The sequence below is a fragment of the Intrasporangium sp. DVR genome, assembly GCF_040365325.1.
GTDB lineage: Bacteria > Actinomycetota > Actinomycetes > Actinomycetales > Dermatophilaceae > Intrasporangium.
In genome coordinates, this window is the sequence record NZ_BAABZW010000013.1 from 16525 (window position 1) to 35443 (window position 18919).

Here is an 18919-nt window from a genome sequence, read left to right on the forward strand (position 1 = left end):
CACCATCCTGCGGGACGCGACCGTGACCCACGTCACGAGGCCTGCCCGGGCGTGCGGGGCGCCGGTGCCCGGCTGGTAGTTTCGAATGCGTCCACAGCCACACTGATGTGAAGGGCCTCCCGTGAGCACAACCCCCGTCAAGGTCGCCGTCACCGGCGCTGCCGGCCAGATCGGCTACAGCCTCCTCTTCCGCATCGCGAGCGGCGCCCTCCTCGGGCCGGACACGCCGGTCGAGCTGCGCCTCCTGGAGATCACTCCCGCGCTCAAGGCCCTCGAGGGCGTGGTCATGGAGCTCGACGACTGCGCCTTCCCGACCCTCGCCGGTGTCGAGATCGGCGACGACCCCAACGCCATCTTCAACGGCGCCAACCTCGCCATGCTCGTCGGGGCCATGCCTCGCAAGGAAGGCATGGACCGCGCCGACCTGCTCGCCGCGAACGGCAAGATCTTCACGGGCCAGGGCAAGGCCCTCAACGACAACGCCGCTGACGACATCAAGGTCCTCGTCACCGGCAACCCGGCCAACACCAACGCCCTCATCGCGATGTCCAACGCCCCCGACATCCCGCGTGAGCGCTTCAACGCCCTGACGCGACTGGACCACAACCGCGCCAAGACCCAGCTCGCCAAGAAGCTCGGCGTCAGCGTCACCGAGATCACCAACCTCGCGATCTGGGGCAACCACGACGACTCGATGTACCCCGACCTCTACAACGCCAAGGTCGGCGGCAAGGTCGCGGCCGACCTCGTCGACCAGACCTGGATCACCGACGAGTACATCCCGACCGTCGCCAAGCGCGGCGGCGCGATCATCGCCGCCCGTGGCCTCTCGTCGGCGGCGTCCGCGGCCAACGCGACGATCGACCACATGCGCGACTGGGTGAAGGGCACGGACGACTGGGTGTCGATGTCGGTCCCGTCCGACGGCTCCTATGGCGTGACCGAGGGCATCGTCTCGTCGTTCCCGTGCGTCGTGAAGAACGGCACCTACGAGATCGTCCAGGGCATCGAGCTCAACGACTTCTCGCGCGAGCGGATCGCCGCGTCGGTGGCCCGCCTCGAGAGCGAGCGCGACCAGGTCAAGGAGCTCGGCCTCATCTGAGGCTCGCGCCAGCACCCTTCATCGAGTGTGCAGCTCGTGTCGACACGAGCTGCACACTCGACGCCGTTCGGGCCCGCGTGCGGCTCGACTCAGGCTCGACGCAGTGACCGCGGCGGGATGGTGACCCGCGACCGGACCGTCTCGTGGCCGGCTTCGAAGGTGCCGCTCCAGGTCCCTGCTGCACTGGTGATCGTCAGCGAGAGGTCATAGAAGACCCGGTCGTAGACGAAGCGGTAGCCCGTTGCGGAGCTGCAGCCGCTCACCGGCGAAGGCGTAGGGCATGCCGTCCTGGTCGACGAGGTCGAGCGCGATGCCGAGCTTGGTCTTGCGGTCGCCGTAGAAGCTGACACGGTAGCGCCGGCACCAACCTGACACCCGGCAAACGGGCAAAGGTCGGGGTGGAGCCCCTCACCCGTCGAGCGTCCGCTCCCGGCACTCGACCCGAACTGCACACACTCGACAGGGACTCAGCCGAGCGGCATCCGGCAGCGGGGCGCAGCCGGCAGCAAAGGCACCCTCGACGAGGGGGTCAGACGTCGAGCTTCACTGTCGCAGAGGCGACGAGGATCCCGATGGCCAGGCCGAGGAGGAGCAGCACATCGACCGCTCGGGAGCGCACATTGAGGCCGCCCGCCTTGCGGTCCGGCCGGGCGACCAGCCGGACGAGCGCGCCGAAGACGAGCCCTCCGGCCATGATCCGGCCGCCCCAGCGCACGTCACCGAAGGCCATCATCAGCACGCCGACGGCCCCGACGACGGCGACGACGTACCACCAGCCGAGAACGACGAAACCGCTACCTCGCCACTGCACTGGCTTGTGCCTCGGCCGCCTGCACGATGTTGGTCAACAGCAGGGCGCGGGTCATCGGGCCGACCCCGCCTGGGTTCGGGCTGACCCAGCCGGCCACCTCGGCCACGTCGGGGGCGACGTCGCCGGCGATCTTGCCGTCGACCCGGCTGACGCCGACGTCGAGCACGGCGGCGCCGGGCTTGACCATGTCGGCCGTGATGATGCCGGGCACGCCGGCGGCGGCGATGACGATGTCGGCCTGGCGCACCTCGGCGGCCAGGTCCTTGGTCCCGGTGTGGCAGAGCGTGACCGTGGCGTTCTCGGACTTGCGGGTGAGGATCAGCCCGAGCGGGCGACCCACCGTCAGCCCCCGGCCGACGACGACCACCTTGGCCCCCGCGATCGGCACGTCGAACCGGCGCAGCAGCTCGATGCAGCCCATCGGCGTGCAGGGCAGCGGGGCCCGGCGGCCGAGGACGAGCCAGCCGAGGTTGGTCGGGTGCAGTCCGTCGACGTCCTTCTCCGGGAGCACCCGGGAGAGCAGCGCCATCTCGTCGAGGCCGGTCGGCTGCTGGACGAGGAACCCGGTGCACGTCGGGTCGGCGTTGAGCTCGTCGATGACGGCCTCCACCTCGGCCTGGGTCGCGGTCGCGGGCAGGTCCCGACGGAGGCTGGTGATGCCGATCTCGGCGCAGTCGCGGTGCTTGGCGTTGACGTACCAGTGGCTGCCCGGGTCGTCGCCGACGAGGACGGTCCCGAGGCCCGGCACGATCCCGCGCTCGCGAAGGGCGGCGACACGCTCCTTCAGCTCGGTCTTGATGGATGTCAGGGTGGCCCTGCCGTCGAGGATCTGTGCCGTCACGATCGCCATCCTGCCACGCCCGTCAGCCGCCCGTTCACTGCTCCCTGGCACGCCGGGCGGCCCGCGCCTCCCGGCGGTCGGTGATGAGGATCGAGCCGACGAGGACGGAGCCCGCGACGGCCGCGACGATGAAGAAGACCATCGCGATGGCGGGGTAGCCGAGGATCCGGCTCGTCGTCGGCACCTGCATCATCAACGCCGCGCCGACGATGATCGCGGCGAGGACGATCCCCATGGTCAACCGGTTGGTCAGGTGCTGCAGGACGGACACGAGGCGCACCTCGTCGATCGTCTTGACCCGGAAGGCCAGCTCACCGTCGGAGAGTGCGTCCATGATCCGGTTGGCCCGTCTCGGCAGCTGGGCAGCGAAGTTCTTCGCCTCGATCGCCGACGAGATGGCTCCCGAGAGCGAGACGGACAGGCCACCGCGCAGCAGCTCCTCGATGTTGTCCCGGATGGCCTCGGACGGCACGAACGCGGGGTCGAGGTGCTGGGTCACCTGGTCGAGGTTGAGCAGCGTCTTGCCGATCATGGCCATCTCCGCCGGCGGCCGCAGCCCGTGCTGGCCCGATAGCCGGCTGAGCTCCACGAGCACGGAGCCGGAGTCCACCTCGCTGCCCATGGTGACGGCGGTTGACACCAGGTGGGAGACGTCGTCGCGGAACCGTGCGGCGTCGTAGCCCGCCAGCGGGTGCCCCATCTCGGCGAGGACGAGAGCCGCCTCCTCGCCGTCGCCCTCGCTGAGCGTGAGGAGCAGCTTGACGATCTGGTCCCGGACCCGGCGGGGCACCGTCGCCACCATGCCGAAGTCGATGAGGGCGAGCTGCCCGTCCTCGGTGAGCAGTACGTTGCCCGGATGGGGGTCGGCGTGGAGCGTCCCGTCGACGAGGATCATCCGCAGGTAGGCCGAGAAGAGCTCCTCGACCAGGGGTCGCGCGTCGACGTCGAGCAGACCGAACGGGCCCACCGTGGTGACCGGCCGGCCGGAGACGAAGTCCATCGTCAGGACTCGCGACGTCGAGAGCTCGGTCACCGGCTGGGGCACGACGAGGTGCGGGTACTCGGCGGTCAGCTCGCCGAACCGGATGAGGTGCTGCGCCTCCTGGCGGTAGTCGAGCTCGCCGGCGAGGGACCGACGGAAGTGCGACAGGATGTTGTCGATCCCGTAACGTCGACCGACCTCGGTGTGGCGGTCGAGCTTGCCCGCGATGGAGCCGAGGACCTCCATGTCGCCGCGGACCGTCTCACGGACGTCCGGGCGCTGGACCTTGACGACGACGTCGCGCCCGTTCCTCGTCGTGGCGCGGTGGACCTGGGCCAGCGAGGCGGCCGCCAGGGGCACGTCGTCGAACTCGCTGAACAGGCTGCGGATCGGCGCGCCCAGCTCCTTCTCGACGATCTCCCTGACGTGCTCGGCGGGAAACGGCTCGACGTCGTCCTGCAGCCTGGCCAGGGCGTCGGTGTACGCAGGCGGAAGCAGGTCGACTCGCGTCGAGAGCAGCTGGCCCAGCTTGATGAACGTCGGCCCCATCCGCTCCAGGTCCGCCGCGAGTCGCTCCGGCCCCGCCCCGTCCTCCTGCGCCCCGAGGTCGAGGGCCTCGCCCTCCTCGGTCAGGAACTCGTCGGGCTGGACACCGGACAGCAGGTCCCGGCGCCCGTGCCGGACGATGAGACGGACGAGGTCGGCATAGCGTTTCCGGTGACCGGCATCCATGGTGGGACCGTACTCCCCCGACCCCTCCAGCCCCCGACCACGCGCCGGGTCGCGCAGAGTTGCGCAGAGTTGCGCCGGGTCGCGCCGGGTCGGGCTGGTGACTCGGTCAGCGCAGCTGGCCCTGCGCCGCCTTGAACTCTCGCTGGGCGGCCAGCCGCATGGCGGTGAAGGTGTCCCCGGAGATCGGGGAGGCAGGATCGCCCGCCATCTCGCGGACCATCAGCAGGAGTCGCAGGATGTCGCCCAGGCGGTCCGGGCTGAGCTCGGCAGCGAGGATCGGCAGCTCCTCGTTCTCCTCGGCCTCGGCGTGGTCGCGCAGCGTGCGCTCGAGCTGGTCGAGCGTCACCAGGAACTCGTCGTCGGAGGTCGCCACCAGGGGACGTTCGAGGTCAGCCACCGGCTGCGCCTCATGCGCCCGGACGAGCCGCTCGATGATGTCGGCGATCTCGCGCTCCTCGTCGAGCCGTTCCCGCGTCGAGTCGACGACCCAGGAGTTGTGCATCGCGACCTCCTCGGCCGCCTCGTGCACCGCCACGTAGCGCAGCAGGGACCCGAGGGCAGGGTGCCGGTCGTCGGCACTGGCGTGGCGCACCATGGCCAGCAGGTGCCAGAGATGCTCGTGCTCGGCGTGGAGCGTGGCGCGGATCTCGTGCAGGGTGGCGACGCGGGCCTCCATGGGGGAATCACCTTCGGAATCACGGGTTGGTCGGGCGGTTCGGCTGTCGGCGTCCCTTACCCCCGACCCCGCTCGGAAAACGGGACGAGACCTGTGTCGGCCGCGCCGTGACGAGGCGGTCGAGTCACACCGATGGCACGGAGATGGCGCTCAGGCCGCGGCCAGGTCGCCCAGGGGGACGTCGGGATCGCCGAGCCGCGCGCGGTCGACGACGGTGCGCTCGCGGATGAGCTCCTGCACGGCGTCCATCGTGTCCCAGACGTTGACGTGCATGCCGGCGAGCACCCGCACGCCCTCGCCCTCGGGCACGACCCAGAACGCCATGAACTCGTTGCTCGCCGGGTCCCCGCGGAAGACGACCTCCGCATCGGTGCCGCGCGGGACGTAGCCGGCGTACTCGAGGCCGATGTCGTACTGGTCGGAGTAGAAGAACGGGATCGGCCCGTAGTGCACGTCCTTGCCGGCGATCGACTGGCCCGCGGCGTAGCCGCCGTCCTGGGCGTTGGCCCAGTGCTCGACGCGAACGTGCGTGCCGAGGGTCGGGTTGTACCAGTTGGCCACGTCGCCCGCGGCGAAGACCCCGTCGGCGGACGCGCGCAGCGCCTCGTCGACGACGATCCCGTTGTCGACCTCGAGCCCTGCCTGCTCGGCCAGCCGCGTGTTGGGTCGGATGCCGACCCCAATGACCACGGTGTCGGCTGGCAGCCGCTCGCCGCTGCTCGTCACCACGGCCGTCACCCTGCCGTCCTCGCCCTCGAGCCGCTCGACTCCCTCACCGAGGCGAAGCGTCACGCCGTGCGAGCGGTGCAGCTCCGCGAACCACGAGCCGACCTGCTCGCCGACGACGCCGAGCAGCGGCGCCGACTGCGGCTCGACGATGGTGACCTCCGCCCCGTGATGGCGCGCCGCGGCCGCGACCTCGAGGCCGATCCACCCGGCACCGATGATGACGACGTCGCTGCCCGGCACGAGGCGGGCCCGGATCTTCGCCGAGTCGGTCATCGACCGCAGGTAGAAGACGTCCGCGAGGTCGGCCCCCGGCACGTCGAGCTTGCGCAGGCCCGAGCCCGTCGCGAGCAGCAGGGACCCGTAGGTGAGCTCACTCCCGTCGGACAGGGTCACCGTGCGGGTGGCCGGGTCGAGTCGGTCGGCCGCGACGCCGAGCCGCAGCTCCACGTGGTTGTCGTCGTACCACTGCTGAGGGTGGGTGAAGGCGGAGTCCTCCGGGTCGTTGCCGAGCATGACCCCCTTGGACAGCGGGGGCCGCTCGTACGGCAACCGGTCCTCCTTGCCGACGAGGACGACCGGCACCTCCTGGTCGGTCTCCCGGATGGCTTCGATGGCTCGGGCGGCCGCGAGACCGCCCCCGACGATGACGATGGGATCGCTGGTGCTCATGTCGCCACTCTCCCCCAGCCCCGCTGCTGAGTCGAGGGGGTGCTGGGAGCGAGCCCAGCGGCATACGGCCTCGTCGTTGGCGTCAGGAGGTCCAGGCGCGCCAGAGCGCGGCGTACTCGCCGTCCTGCGCGACGAGCTCGTCGTGGCTGCCGAGCTCGGCGATCCGCCCGTCGATGACGACGGCGATCCGCTCCGCGTCGTGCGCCGTGTGCAGCCGGTGCGCGATGGCGACCACGGTGCGGCCGGTGAGCAGGGCGTTCATCGACCCCTCGAGGTGGCGCGCCGTGCGCGGGTCGATGAGCGAGGTCGCCTCGTCGAGGACGATGGTGTGCGGGTCGGCCAGGATGAGCCGGGCCAGCGCGATCTGCTGGGCGCGGCCGGGGGTCAGCTGGGTGTGGCCCGAGCCGAGCCGGGTGTCGAGCCCCTCCGGCAGCCGCTCGACCCACTCCCAGGCGTCGACCGCGGCCAGCGCCCCGATGACGTGCTCGTCCGAGGCGTCCTCCCGGGCCAGCACGACGTTGTCGCGGACCGACCCGATGAAGACGTGGTGCTCCTGCGTGACGAGGGCGACCTCCGTGCGCAGGACGTCGAGGGGCAGCCGGGTCAGCTCCACCCCGCCGACCTGGACACTGCCCGTCCTCGGCCCGTGGATTCCGGCGAGCAGCCGGCCGAGCGTCGACTTGCCCGAGCCGCTCGGGCCGACCACGGCGAGCCGCTCGCCGGTCCGCAGCTCGAGGTCGATCCCGTGCAGGACGTCGTGGTCCGCCCGATATGCGTAGCGCAGGTCCCGCCCGACGAGGTCAGGACCGGCCGGGAGCGCGTCGCCCGCCTCGCGGTCGGGCGGCACCGTGGCGATGCCGAGCAGCCTCGTCGTCGAGGCGACGCCCACCTGCACCCGGTCGACGGTGTGGACGAGCATGTCGAACGGCCCCCACAGCGCCTCGGTGTAGAGGATCGCCGTGGTGATCTGACCGAGCGTCGCCCACCCCTGGGAGTAGCCGATGGCCCCCACGAGCAGGACGAGCACGCGCGGCAGGCTGAAGGCCACGTCCATGACGACGAAGAGCAGGTTGCGCAACGTCATCGTGTAGCGCTCGGCCTGGCCGGACACCTCGATGTCGTCGTCGCCGCGGCGCAGCCGGTGCCGTCCCAGGCCGAGCGCCTCGACCGTGCGGACGCCCTCGACCGTCTCGGTGAGGGTCGTGTTGATCCGCGAGTAGGTGCCACCCTCGGTGAGGTAGCCGTTGGCGGCGCGGACCAGGTAACGACGGATCTGCACCAGGGCGAGGCCCATGAGGACCAGGGACGGGACCGACAGGACCACCGAGTTGCTCAGCATCGCGACGAGCGTCAGGACCACCGTCGTCCCGGCGGTGATCGACTGCGGCAGGGCCCACCGCACCGACTCGCTCATCGTGCCGACGTCGCGCGTCACCCGGGTGACGAGGTCGCCGCTGCTCGCCGACTCGACCCGAGAGAGCGGCAGGCGCAGGATCGCGCGGACGATCTCCTCCCGGGCGGCGGCCAGCAGTCCCTGCCCGAGCAGCGTCGAGCTGACCTGTGCCGCGAAGGTGATCAGGCCGTGGACCACGACGATCCCGGCCACCACGATTCCCATCGCGTTGGCGCCGGCCAGCGCGGCGTCCTGGCGGCCCGCCGCGACGTCGGCCACCGTCGAGTCGACGAGGTTGCCGAGCAGACGGGGCACGAGCAGCCCCGCACCGGCCGCGAGCACGTTGCCGAGGACGACCGCGACGACGAGCGGGCGGCGCTGGCCCACCAGTCGGCCCACGAACCGGAACACGCTCCGTCGATCAGCGATCGGCAGGCCCGTGGTCGAGCTCATCGTCTCGGCCACGAACTCCCGCGCCCGCCGCTCCCGGAGCAGGTGTCGGCGACGCAGCGCCGCGACCCGCTCCTGGACCGTGGCGCTGGCGGGCGGGCGCAGGTCGCTCGGGACGACGGGCGTGGGCGGGGGGCCGTCCCAGGTGCGGGCCGACTCGTCCGCGAGGTCGCCGGTCAGCGGGGAGACATCAGCGTCGATGGTCATCGGCGGGCTCCTCGCTGAAGTGGGTGATGAGGGGGTCGGTGCGCGGGTCGGTGCGCGGGTGGGTGATCACGTCGTGGTCAGGACGTCGCGACGGGCGCACCTCGCCACGGACGACGACGGAGCGGTATGCCGCTGAGCTCGCCAGGAGGTCGACGTGCCGCCCGCGCGTGGTGGCCTTCCCGTCCTCGAGGAGCACGACCTCGTCGGCGTGGTGGAGCAGCAGGGGCGAGGCCGTCATGACGACCGTGGTCCGACCTGTGCGGTGCGGCCCGAGGCGTTCGGCGATCCGGGCCTCCGTGTGGGCGTCGACAGCGCTCGTCGGCTCGACGAGGACGAGCACCTCCGGGTCGGCTGCGAGCGCCCGCATCAGGACGAGCCGCTGACGCTGCCCGCCCGAGAGCCCGCGGCCCCGCTCGTCGAGACGGCCCTGCCACCCGCCGGGCAGCGCGTCGAAGACGTCCTCGGCCGCTGCCGTGTGCAGGGCCAGCTCCGCCTCGGCCCGGGAGAGGCGGCCGAGCGGGTCGACCGCGTCCCGCAAGGTGCCGGCGAACACCTGCGGGGAGGTGTCGCTGACGAGGATGTGACGACGCACCTCGTCGAGCGGTGCCGCCGCCAGATCGACTCCTCCGACCGTGACTCCCCACGCCTGCCTCGCGCGCTCCTCGTCGCGGCGGGCCTGCTCCTCGCGCTGGAGGACCCGGCGGGAACGCTCGCGCTTCGCGGCTCGACCCTTGAGCTCCTCGGGGATCTCCTCACTGACCAGGGCGCCCTCGTCCGCAGGGAGGTACCGCCCGAGGCGGTCGGCCAGGGCGGCGGAGTCGTCAGGCGCCGCGGAGACGACCATGGTGAGGCGACCCGGCTCGAAGACCGCGCCTGAGGCCCCGTCGACGATCGGCGCCAGGGCAGGGAGCGACCGGGGCTGTGCCGGCTCCACCCACGGTGGGCGCTGGCCGAGGACGGCGATCGCCTTGCGCGCCGAGACGACCGAGCGGATCCACTTCTGGGCGAACTCGACGAACGTCCGCATCGGGTGGAGGAGGAAGAGTCCGTAGCCGAGGAAGCTGACGAACTGCCCGAGCGTGAGCCGATCCTGCGCGACCTCGCGGGTGCCGAGCCACATCAGGGCCACGACGAAGCCACCGGAGAGCAGGACGCCCACGGCCTCGACCGCCGCGAGCCACTTGCCCGCAAGGACACCCGAGTGCCGCACCCGCTGCGACTGCTCGGCGTAGTTGCCGCCGAACGTCTCCTCGCCGCCGATGCCGCGCAGGATCCGCAGACCGGCGACGATGTCCGTCGCCATCGAGGTCAGCTCGGAGTTGCGGGACCGCTCGATCCCCTGCCAGCGCTGCATGGGGCGCAACAGCGGGGTCCCGAGGATGACGAGCAGCGGCGCCGAGAGCAGGACGAGCAGCCCCATCCGGACCGACGTCGACAGGACGATCGCGCCGACCGCGAGGTAGGCGACGAGCTGCGAGATCGCCCTCGTCGACACCTCCATCAGGGCGCCGAACTGGTCGCCGTCGCTGCCCGACACCGACAGCACCTCACCCGTGGGGGTGCGCCGGGTGAGCACGTGGCCGAGCTGGAGCGACTTGCGGGTGACGAGCTTGGTCGTGCCGTAGAGCGCGATGAGCCACTCGCGGACGATGATCGTGTGGTAGACGCTGCCGCTCAGGGCGCCGACCACGGTCACGGCGGCCAGGATGAGGACCCACTGCAGGGTCGCCCCACCGTCGCCGGCGACGATGCCCGTGTCGATGGCCCGACCGACCATCCAGGGGCCGAGGGCCTGGGGCACCATCCAGACGACCGCGACGACGAGGCCCGCCCAGAAGAGCGCGCCCTGCTGACGGACCATCCACCAGAGGAAGGTCCGCGGGTTTCGGGTGTCCGGCTCGTCGCGGCTCGTGGCGCGGTCGGTGAAGGCCCGGATCTCGGGCGGGAAATCTCGCATGACCTGTCAACCCTAGGCTGCGGCGGAAGCCCGCCCCCACCGATTTATCCCCCATCGCCGCCGCCGCATCCCGGCCGAGCCGGCCCTCACGCCTGCGCTGCGTGGATGTTCCGGCGCGTGACCGGGCGGTCGATCCTCCACACTGAACCAGTGCGGGCTCAGCCGGCGAGGGCCGCGCGGCCGGGCCCGGCGGCTGGACAGCCCTCGCCGCAGGCCTCGAGCTGTCCGGCCCAACCCCGTGCCAGCAGGATCGCGCCAAGGTCGGCGGCGAGCTCGCAACCGGTGGGCACGAGGTCCGACCAGTGACAACGCACGGTGAGCTTTCCTGCCACCGCTGCCTTCCGGTCTCGGCGCCCATCCCGCTGCCGCGCCGTCCAGGCGGCGTGGCCGAGCTGCCCATCGATCTCGACGACCAGCCCCCACTCCTCGTACTCCACGTCCCGGCGCCCTCCACCCCCGGAGATCGGGACCTGGCGACGGCTCATGGGCAGGGCATGGGCGCGCTCGACGTCTCGCAGGTAGCGCAGCTCGGCCGGGCTCTCGGCGCCGTCGGCCACGTCGGCGAGCGCGTCGAGAAGCTCCCTCGCGTGCGACTGACCCCGGCGCTGCTGCAGTGCAGCCCGAAGCCCCTCCGGCGTCGCCAGCTCGAGCCCGATGGCCTTGGCGGCAAGGGCGACGGCCCGGTCGAAGGTGCCGCCCTGAGCGAGGTCGAAGACCGTGTGCTCGGCCCTGACGCGGTGCGGCCACTCCGTCGGGTGGATCCGATCCGTCAGCGTGCGGCTGCGCCGGATGACCACACCCTCGGGAGCCCGGACCCGACGCTCTGCCGGGATGACCACCTCGATCTCCTGCGGCTCGGGCTTCACCAGGCCCCACGCATGACCGGCACTCCGGCCGAACAGCGCGGCACCGGAGCCCGCACCGAGGAGTGCCGCGACGGCCCGCATCTCCCAGTCGTCGCGCCCGGGAGTCGTCAGGTAGACGCCGGGGACGACCCGAACCCACTGCCCACGGTGGAGCTTCCACTCGATGGCTTCGGCTGTGAACCCACCAGTCAGCGCCTGGGCCCGAGTGAGCAGCCCGGCCTGGCCGAGGATGCGTGCGCGCAGCAGGGGACCCATGGGCTCCAGCGTGGCCAAGAACGGTCCGGTCGCCGCCGCGTTGTGCACAGGGCGCGCCATGCACGCGTCCGAGCCATCCGTCCGTGGACAGTTGCCCGGGTCCCAACCCGGCCGATCGTCCGCGCAACTGTTCCCGAGGACTGAGCCCAGCGGCATACGGCATCGAGCGGGAGCCGTTCCGGGATGAGGAACAGGGCTGCCGGACCCGCCGGTAAGCGGCGACCCTCATATCGGCAGCACACGGAGGTGCTCGCCACGATGTACGCAAAGGAGCGCTGGTGCCGAACCTGACCATCCACCCGACGGGCGAGGTCGTCTACCTCGACCCGGGCGAGACGGTGCTCGGCGGCCTCTACAAGGCGGGCTACGCCTACACGATCGGGTGCCGCCGCGGCGGCTGCGCCATCTGCAAGGTGGACGTCCTCGACGGCGACTTCTCCTACGACCACCCCGTGGCCGACACCGTGATCTCCGACGAGGAGCGCACGGACGGCACCTGTCTGAGCTGCCGGGCCGTCCCGCACTCGGACCTCACCATCGAGATGCGCGACGGCTGCCTGCGTCTCGTCAACCCGTTCCTGCGCCAGATCAACGAAAAGGCCCGGCTCCGTGCCGACGCCCTGGCAGCCGGCACCACCACGAAGGAGTAGCAGTGGGAATCTTGAGGATGGGCTATGCGCACGTCCGGGTCACCGACCTGGCCGAGGCGAAGAACCACTACGCCAACACGCTGGGCCTCTACGAGACGCATGCCGAGGACGGCAAGGTCTACTACAAGGGCTGGGACGAGTGGGACCACCATTCGCTGGTTCTCGAGGAGGGCGGCGTCGGAGTCGTCAAGTACGGGTTCAAGGTCGAGAAGCCCGAGGACATCGACGAGATCGAGCAGAAGGGCAAGCAGTTCGGCCTGACGATCGAGCGCATGTCGAAGGGCGAGAACGCCGAGGTCAGTGACGGCATCCGCTTCACGACCCCCTCCGATCACGTCTTCGAGGTCTACCACGACCAGACCGTCATCGGCACCGAGGTCGGCACGCACAACCCGGAGGCCTTCCCGCGTCACCTCGTCGGCGTCGGCGTCCCCGGCCTCGACCACTCGCTCATCCTCGCCGAGGACGTGCGGACGATGGAGAACATGCTCACCCAGGTCTTCGGCTTCTACGCGACCGAGCGGGTGCAGACCGACCTCAACGACGACGACGCGCACTACATCGCGACATGGATGACGAGCAACAACCAGATCCACCAGATCGCCGTCCTCGAGGGCCCGCAGTCCAAGCTGCACCACGTGGCCTTCAAGCTGCAGGACTGGGCCGAGGTCGGCCACGCCGGTGACCTCTTCGCGATGGACGACGTGCCGATCGACATCGGCCCGACCCGTCACGGGATCACCCGCGGCCAGACGATCTACTTCTTCGACCCGGCGGGCAACCGCAACGAGGTCTTCGCGGGCGGCTACCTCGCCTACCCGGACCGCCCGACCGTGCGGTGGACGCCGGACCAGATCGCCAAGGGCATCTTCTACCACGCCCGCGAGATCAACGAGCGCTTCACCACGGTCAGCACCTGATCGTGCCCGTGCGACCCGGAGGAGAGCGATGACGACGACAGCAGCCCGCGCGACGTTTGTGCGGACGGTCCAGACGATGACGTATGCCGCTGGGCGCGCTGCCGTCGACGCCGCCCTCGAGCGGGCGGCTGAGATCGGCGTGGCCGTCAACGTCGCGGTGGCTGACCCGTCGGGGGCGCTGCTCGCGTTCGCCCGCATGGACGGGGCTCCGCTGCTCTCCTCCGGGATCGCGCAGGACAAGGCCTGGACCGTCTCGGCCTTCAACGGGGTCGCGACGCACGAGTTCTTCGGCCTCATCCAGGACGAGCCGGCGCTGCGCGAGGGCATCGTCCATCGGGACCGCCTCGTCGTCTTCGGCGGCGGGGTCCCGGTGCGGGTCGACGGCGTGCTCGTCGGTGCGGTCGGGGTGTCAGGGGGAACCGCCGACCAGGACCGCGAGATCGCCGAGGCCGGCGCGGCCGCGGTCGCCACCGACTAGAGGGTCGCAACACACCCGCTTGTCGACTGCTCACCCCTGCTGCAGCAGGTAGCACCACGCGCTTACCGGGTGTGTTGCGGAGAACCTTCCACGCACCCCCTCCACCAACCAAGGCACGAACCACGAGATAGGACCGGCAATGACGCCGTTCATGCTCCAGGTCGCCGAGCTCGTCGGGGCGCGTGACGCCGACGTCGAGCCCGTCGCCCCGATGCCCATGACCCGGATCAGCCAGCGCATCGCGACTGGCACCGGAGCGGATCGCCACGTCGCCATCCGCTCGCTCGCCGAGCAGCTCCTCTGCGAGGCCAACGCCGTGCTCTCCACCGCGGGGCCGGTTGCCGGGGGCGCAGGTGACGACCACCTCGCCCTCTTCGACGAGACGCTGCCCAGCGAGCTCGCCTTCAACGTCACCTACCGCGGCCGGGCCGTCAGGGTCTCGACCACCTTCGTCGACGGAACCGCCTACGGTCGCCTCGTCGGCGACGGCTTCGAGTCCGAGCTGCCCCAGGAGCTCGACGGTCCCGACGCCCTGCCCGACCTGCTCGTCCGGCTGCTCGTCGAGTCCGGCGTCAGCCACCACCCGGCTGCCTGAGCGAGCCGCCGGCTCGACGTCACCCATCTCACGGGACGCCCACCGCCGCGCTCCCCCATCCGAACGCGCCCGCACACGCCCGCACACGCCCGCACACGCCCCAAAGGAGGGCCGAGCATGCAGTACGAACTGCGCACCCAGGTCATCGAGCCGCAGCGCAAGACCTTCGACCACCTCGTCGCGAGGTTCGGCGACCGCCCAGCCTCGCGCTACGAGGAGGGGTCGTTCGACATCCAGGCGAGGGAGAACTTCCAGTACCGCCCGCTCTGGGACCCGACCCGCGAGATCTACGACGAGACGTTCAGCGTCCTGCGCCTGACCGACCCGTACTCCTTCACCGACCCTCGTCAGTACTACTACGCGCCGTACGTCACCTCGCGGGCCGCGATGTCCGACGCCTTCGGGGCGACGCTGACCTACATCGAGAGCCGAGGACTGCTCGAGCGGCTCCCGGAGGCGTGGCGTGACGTGCTCGCCCAGCTGGTCATCCCGCTCCGGCACTACGAGTCGGGCGCCCAGCTGATCTCGACGGCAGCAGCCCGCTTCGGGTTCGGCACGACGGTCACCCAGTGCGCCGCCTACGCGGCCTTCGACCGCATCGGCAACGCCCAGCTGATCAGCCGGCTCGGGATCAGCCTCGACGGCGGCACCGCCGGCCTGCTCGAGGACGCCAAGCAGTCCTGGGTCGAAGACGAGTCGCTGCAGGGTCTGCGCAAGCTCGTCGAGGAGACCATCGTCGAGCAGGACTGGGCGCTCGCGCTGATCGCCCTCGACGTCACCGACCAGCTGCTCTACCGGGTGCTCTTCTCGCACCTCGACGACGCGGCGATCACCGGTGGCGCCCCCGCCTACAGCCTCGCCGCCCAGCACCTGACGGACTGGTTCAAGGACCAGCGCCGCTGGCTCGACGCGCTCTACCGCGCGTGGACGACCGACCCCGAGCTCGGCGCGACCAACGCCGAGATCATCGCGAGCACCGTCGCCGGTGCGGTCGACCGGGCCGTCGCGGCCCTGCGTCCCCTGGCCGCCCGCGCGGACGCGCTCGTGGGCGCCGGCAGTGAGGCCGCCCTGCTGGCCGTCGCCGACGAGGTCCGCGCGGCCTACACGACCCCGAGCTCCACCCCGAGCCCAACCCCGACGCCCACCCCGACGCCCACCCCGACGCCCACCCCGACGGAGGCCTGACATGACCGAGACCACCAGCACCACCACGGCTGCAGGCACTCCGCCGGCCGCCGTCCGACCGGTCGGCGTCGACATCCAGGAGTCGGAGACGAACCGAGCCGTCGTCGAGGCCATCGAGGCCGACAACCCGGACTGCGCCGTCCAGCACATGCCCGGCCTCGTCCGCATCACCGCCCCCGGTCGCCTCGTGGTCAACCGGGTCACCGTCGAGGACCGCCTCGGGCGGGAGTGGGAGACCCACGAGTTCCAGATGGCGATCGTGTCCTACTTCGGCCACATCAAGGAATGGGATGACGACGAGATCGTCATCGCCTGGGACCACTGAGCGCTAGAGAAGGAGACGACCATGACCATCGCCCCCAAGGCGCCGCGCAAGCTGTCGATGAAGCAGCGCTACCAGGCGCTCACCCGTGACCTCGACTGGGAGCCGAGCTACGTCGAGAAGGACGAGATGTTCCCCTACGTCTCGTTCGAGGGCATCACCATCCACGACTGGAGCAAGTGGGAGGACCCCTTCCGCCTGACCGTCGACGCGTACGCGAAGTACCAGGCCGAGAAGGACAAGCGCCTCTACGCCGTCCTCGACGGTTTCGCCCAGGGCCAGGGCCACCTGTCCCTGACCGACGCGAACTACCTCAACGCGATGAAGATCTTCCTCCAGGGCATCGCACCGAACGAGTACAACGCGCACCGCAACTTCGCCTACCTCGCCCGGCACCTCGCCGGCCCCGGTCCGCGCTTCGCTGCGCTGTGCCAGTCGATCGACGAGATGCGGCACACGCAGACCGAGATCCACACGTTGAGCAACTACAACAAGTACTACAGCGGGTTCCACAACTTCTCGCAGCAGCACGACCGGGTCTGGTACCTCTCGGTGCCCAAGTCCTTCTTCGAGGACAGCCTCTCGGCCGGCCCGTTCGAGTTCCTCATCGCCATCGGGTTCTCCTTCGAGTACCTCCTGACGAACCTGCTCTTCGTTCCCTTCATGTCGGGCGCGTCCTTCAACGGCGACCTGCCGACGATGACCTTCGGGTTCTCGGCGCAGTCCGACGAGTCGCGGCACATGACGCTCGGCCTCGAGGCGATCAAGTTCCTCCTCGAGCAGGACGAGAAGAACGTCCCGATCGTCCAGGCGTGGATCGACAAGTGGTTCTGGCGGGGCTACCGGGTGACCGGCCTGGTCGCGCAGATGCTCGACTACATGCTGCCGCGCAAGGTGATGAGCTGGAAGGAGGCCTTCGAGCTCTACTTCGAGCAGCAGATGATGCAGGGACTGTTCCAGGACCTCGCCTTCTACGGCATCACGCCGCCTCGGCACGTCGAGGACGCCATCGCCGAGAAGGAGATCCTCTCCCACCAGGTCTACTGGATCCTCTACCAGTTCTCGCACGCCGCGTCCTTCACGACGAGCGTCCCGAACGACGAGCACATGGAGTGGCTGTCCACGAACTACCCGGACACGTTCGAGAAGTACTACCAGCCGCTCTGGGACAAGGAGAAGCGCAACATCGAGGCCGGTGGCCGGCACTTCGTCCGGGGCCTGCCCCAGCTGTGCCAGGTCTGCCAGATCCCGATGGGCTTCACGGAGCCCGGAGACCCGACGACGATCTGCCAGCGCGAGTCCGAGTACCAGGGTGAGAAGTTCCAGACGTGCTCCAACGGCTGCCAGTGGATCTTCGAGCGCGAGCCGGAGAAGTACGTGCAGGCCTGGCTCCCCGTCCACCAGATCTACCAGGGCAACTGCGGCGGCCCGACCCTCCCCGACGTGCTCGAGTGGTACGGCCTGAAGGACGGGGACAACGGTGAGTACCGCGGCTCCGTCGATGACCTCAACTGGCGGAAGTGGCACGCGGACGCCGACATCGCCCAACCCGACGCCACCGGCACGAAGGCCTGAGAGGAGACCGACATGGCTGTGAAGAGCATTGGGACGTATGAGTTCCCGTCCCGCTCGCGCCAGGAGCTCTACGGCGACGACCAGCTCGTCCACGTGTGGTTCAAGGACAACCCGTGGTTCTGCTCGGCGGCGTGCTTCCGCGCGCCGAAGGCGATGACGTGGGGTGACTTCTGGTCGCAGGTCGTCGTCCCCTTCGCCGAGGAGGACCCGGACTTCGACCCGGCCGCGCAGCGCGCGTGGTCCCTTCACGGCGAGCCGATCACCCCGCGTGACGAGGCGACCCTCGAGGAGCTCGGCGTCGTCCACAAGGACGTCCTCGCCGTGACCCTCGCCTAGCCGCCCACCCACGGTGCCGTATGCCGCTGAGCCGGCTCAGCGGCATACGGCACCTTCCGTTCTCGTTCCCTCCCAAGGAGACCCGCTGTGGAGACCTTCACGATCACCGTCGAGCCACTCGGTCGTGAGATCGAGTGCCGCGAGGACCAGACGATCCTCGACGCGTGCCTGCGCAACGGCGTGTGGCTGCCCCACTCCTGCACTCACGGGACGTGCGCGACGTGCAAGTGCGACGTCGTCGACGGTGACGTCGACCACGGCGACGCGAGCTCGTTCGCGCTGATGGACTTCGAGCGGGACGAGGGCAAGCTGCTCACGTGCTGTGCGAAGCCGCGCTCGGACGTCGTCATCGAGGCCGACATCGACGTCGACGAGGACGTCGAGGTGCACCCGGTCGAGGACTTCGTCGGCACGGTCGTCGCCCTCGAGGACATCGCCAGGGACACGCGCCGGCTCGTCATCGAGCTCGACCGGCCGATGGCCTTCAACGCCGGGCAGTACCTGAAGTTCGAGGTGCCCGGGAAGGACTGCGACCGCACCTACTCGATCGCGAACCCGCCGACCGAGCAGCTGCGCCTCGAGTTCCACATCCGGCGCACCCCGGGCGGACTCGCCTCGGACGGCTGGGTCTTCGGGTCCATGGCGGTCGGCGACGAGGTTCGGCTCTCCGGGCCCTACGGTCGGTTCGTCCTCAAGCTGGGTGACGAGCGCGACGCCGTGCTCGTGGCGGGTGGCACCGGGCTGGCGCCGATCAAGTCGATGATCCGCCACGCGCTCGAGAACGGCGCCTACGAAGGGCACTTGACGCTCTACCAGGGCGGCCGGTCGCGCGAGTGGCTCTATGACGTCGACGAGTTCCGCCGGCTGGAGGCGGAGCACCCCGACCAGTTCACCTACCGACCGTGCCTGTCCGAGGAGACGGCCGAGGAGGTCGGAGCCGAGTCGGGGGCCTTCGGGTTCGGGCTGGTGACGGAGGTCATCGCAGCGGACCACGCGTCGCTGGGCGGCTGCGCCGGGTATCTGTGCGGCCCGCCGCCGATGGTCGAGGCAGCCCTCAAGACGCTGATGTCCAAGCGGCTGTTCCCCAGGGACATCTACCGCGAGGACTTCTTCGACGAGTCGGACAAGGCGTTCGGCGGGCTGAAGAGCCCGCTCATCAAGCGCTGACGGTCACGGCGAGCGTGCACG

General features: G+C 70.4%; 20 protein-coding genes. 10 read left to right on the forward strand and 10 right to left on the reverse strand.

Annotation, left to right across the window (positions count from 1 at the left end):
* The first annotated feature begins 121 nt into the window (after positions 1-121).
* Positions 122-1102, forward strand: coding sequence for a malate dehydrogenase (locus tag ABWV20_RS09745; protein WP_353354900.1), 981 nt, complete (start codon positions 122-124; stop codon positions 1100-1102).
* Between the two features lie 89 nt (positions 1103-1191).
* Here the strand turns inward: ABWV20_RS09745 and ABWV20_RS09750 are convergent, their stop codons facing one another.
* From ABWV20_RS09750 to ABWV20_RS09795, 10 genes are all read right to left on the reverse strand, one after another.
* Positions 1192-1365, reverse strand: coding sequence for a hypothetical protein (locus ABWV20_RS09750; protein WP_353354902.1), 174 nt, complete (start codon positions 1363-1365; stop codon positions 1192-1194).
* A complete protein-coding gene (locus ABWV20_RS09755; RefSeq protein ID WP_353354904.1) occupies positions 1307-1477 on the reverse strand; it encodes a hypothetical protein in 171 nt (56 codons plus the stop codon). Before ABWV20_RS09755 ends, ABWV20_RS09750 begins: the two co-directional genes overlap by 59 nt.
* Before the next feature lie 154 nt (positions 1478-1631).
* Positions 1632-1913, reverse strand: a complete 282-nt coding sequence (locus tag ABWV20_RS09760; RefSeq protein ID WP_353354905.1) for a DUF3017 domain-containing protein — start codon at positions 1911-1913, stop codon at positions 1632-1634.
* The gene (locus tag ABWV20_RS09765; protein ID WP_353354906.1) at positions 1897-2754 is read right to left on the reverse strand and encodes a bifunctional methylenetetrahydrofolate dehydrogenase/methenyltetrahydrofolate cyclohydrolase; all 858 of its coding nucleotides are present in this window, start codon (positions 2752-2754) and stop codon (positions 1897-1899) included. The genes ABWV20_RS09760 and ABWV20_RS09765 overlap by 17 nt, the downstream gene beginning before the upstream one ends.
* Before the next feature lie 34 nt (positions 2755-2788).
* Positions 2789-4468: an ABC1 kinase family protein gene (locus ABWV20_RS09770; RefSeq protein ID WP_353354907.1), complete on the reverse strand. Its 1680-nt coding sequence runs from the start codon at positions 4466-4468 to the stop codon at positions 2789-2791.
* Positions 4469-4574: 106 nt separating this feature from the next.
* A complete protein-coding gene (locus ABWV20_RS09775; RefSeq protein ID WP_353354909.1) occupies positions 4575-5144 on the reverse strand; it encodes a hemerythrin domain-containing protein in 570 nt (189 codons plus the stop codon).
* Between the two features lie 150 nt (positions 5145-5294).
* Positions 5295-6542, reverse strand: a complete 1248-nt coding sequence (locus ABWV20_RS09780) for an NAD(P)/FAD-dependent oxidoreductase (RefSeq protein WP_353354911.1) — start codon at positions 6540-6542, stop codon at positions 5295-5297.
* Between the two features lie 82 nt (positions 6543-6624).
* The gene (locus ABWV20_RS09785) at positions 6625-8592 is read right to left on the reverse strand and encodes an ABC transporter ATP-binding protein (protein ID WP_353354913.1); all 1968 of its coding nucleotides are present in this window, start codon (positions 8590-8592) and stop codon (positions 6625-6627) included.
* The gene (locus ABWV20_RS09790; RefSeq protein WP_353354915.1) at positions 8576-10549 is read right to left on the reverse strand and encodes an ABC transporter transmembrane domain-containing protein; all 1974 of its coding nucleotides are present in this window, start codon (positions 10547-10549) and stop codon (positions 8576-8578) included. Before ABWV20_RS09790 ends, ABWV20_RS09785 begins: the two co-directional genes overlap by 17 nt.
* 158 nt (positions 10550-10707) lie before the next feature.
* Positions 10708-11670: a hypothetical protein gene (locus ABWV20_RS09795; RefSeq protein WP_353354917.1), complete on the reverse strand. Its 963-nt coding sequence runs from the start codon at positions 11668-11670 to the stop codon at positions 10708-10710.
* A gap of 278 nt (positions 11671-11948) precedes the next feature.
* On the opposite strand from ABWV20_RS09795, the gene ABWV20_RS09800 reads away from it, so the two are divergent.
* From ABWV20_RS09800 to ABWV20_RS09840, 9 genes are all read left to right on the forward strand, one after another.
* A complete protein-coding gene (locus ABWV20_RS09800) occupies positions 11949-12320 on the forward strand; it encodes a 2Fe-2S iron-sulfur cluster-binding protein (RefSeq protein WP_353354919.1) in 372 nt (123 codons plus the stop codon).
* Positions 12321-12322: 2 nt separating this feature from the next.
* The gene (locus ABWV20_RS09805) at positions 12323-13240 is read left to right on the forward strand and encodes a catechol 2,3-dioxygenase (RefSeq protein ID WP_353354920.1); all 918 of its coding nucleotides are present in this window, start codon (positions 12323-12325) and stop codon (positions 13238-13240) included.
* A 28-nt stretch (positions 13241-13268) separates the two neighbouring features.
* Complete coding sequence (locus tag ABWV20_RS09810; protein WP_353354921.1) at positions 13269-13718, forward strand: GlcG/HbpS family heme-binding protein; 450 nt, start codon at positions 13269-13271, stop codon at positions 13716-13718.
* A 139-nt stretch (positions 13719-13857) separates the two neighbouring features.
* Positions 13858-14313 (forward strand): hypothetical protein, encoded by a 456-nt coding sequence (locus ABWV20_RS09815; RefSeq protein WP_353354922.1) that lies wholly within the window; start codon positions 13858-13860, stop codon positions 14311-14313.
* Between the two features lie 117 nt (positions 14314-14430).
* Entirely contained in the window at positions 14431-15498 is a 1068-nt protein-coding gene (locus ABWV20_RS09820) for a ferritin family protein (RefSeq protein WP_353354924.1), read from the forward strand.
* A 1-nt stretch (position 15499) separates the two neighbouring features.
* On the forward strand, positions 15500-15823 hold the full coding sequence (locus ABWV20_RS09825; RefSeq protein WP_353354926.1) for an MmoB/DmpM family protein: 324 nt from the start codon (positions 15500-15502) through the stop codon (positions 15821-15823).
* Positions 15824-15844: 21 nt separating this feature from the next.
* Positions 15845-17395 carry a YHS domain-containing protein gene (locus ABWV20_RS09830; RefSeq protein ID WP_353354927.1) on the forward strand — a complete coding sequence of 517 codons (1551 nt, stop codon included), beginning with the start codon at positions 15845-15847 and terminating at the stop codon, positions 17393-17395.
* 12 nt (positions 17396-17407) lie between these two features.
* Entirely contained in the window at positions 17408-17731 is a 324-nt protein-coding gene (locus ABWV20_RS09835) for a phenol hydroxylase subunit P4 (protein WP_353354928.1), read from the forward strand.
* An 87-nt stretch (positions 17732-17818) separates the two neighbouring features.
* Positions 17819-18898: an NADH:ubiquinone reductase (Na(+)-transporting) subunit F gene (locus tag ABWV20_RS09840; RefSeq protein ID WP_353354930.1), complete on the forward strand. Its 1080-nt coding sequence runs from the start codon at positions 17819-17821 to the stop codon at positions 18896-18898.
* The last annotated feature ends 21 nt before the right edge of the window (positions 18899-18919 follow it).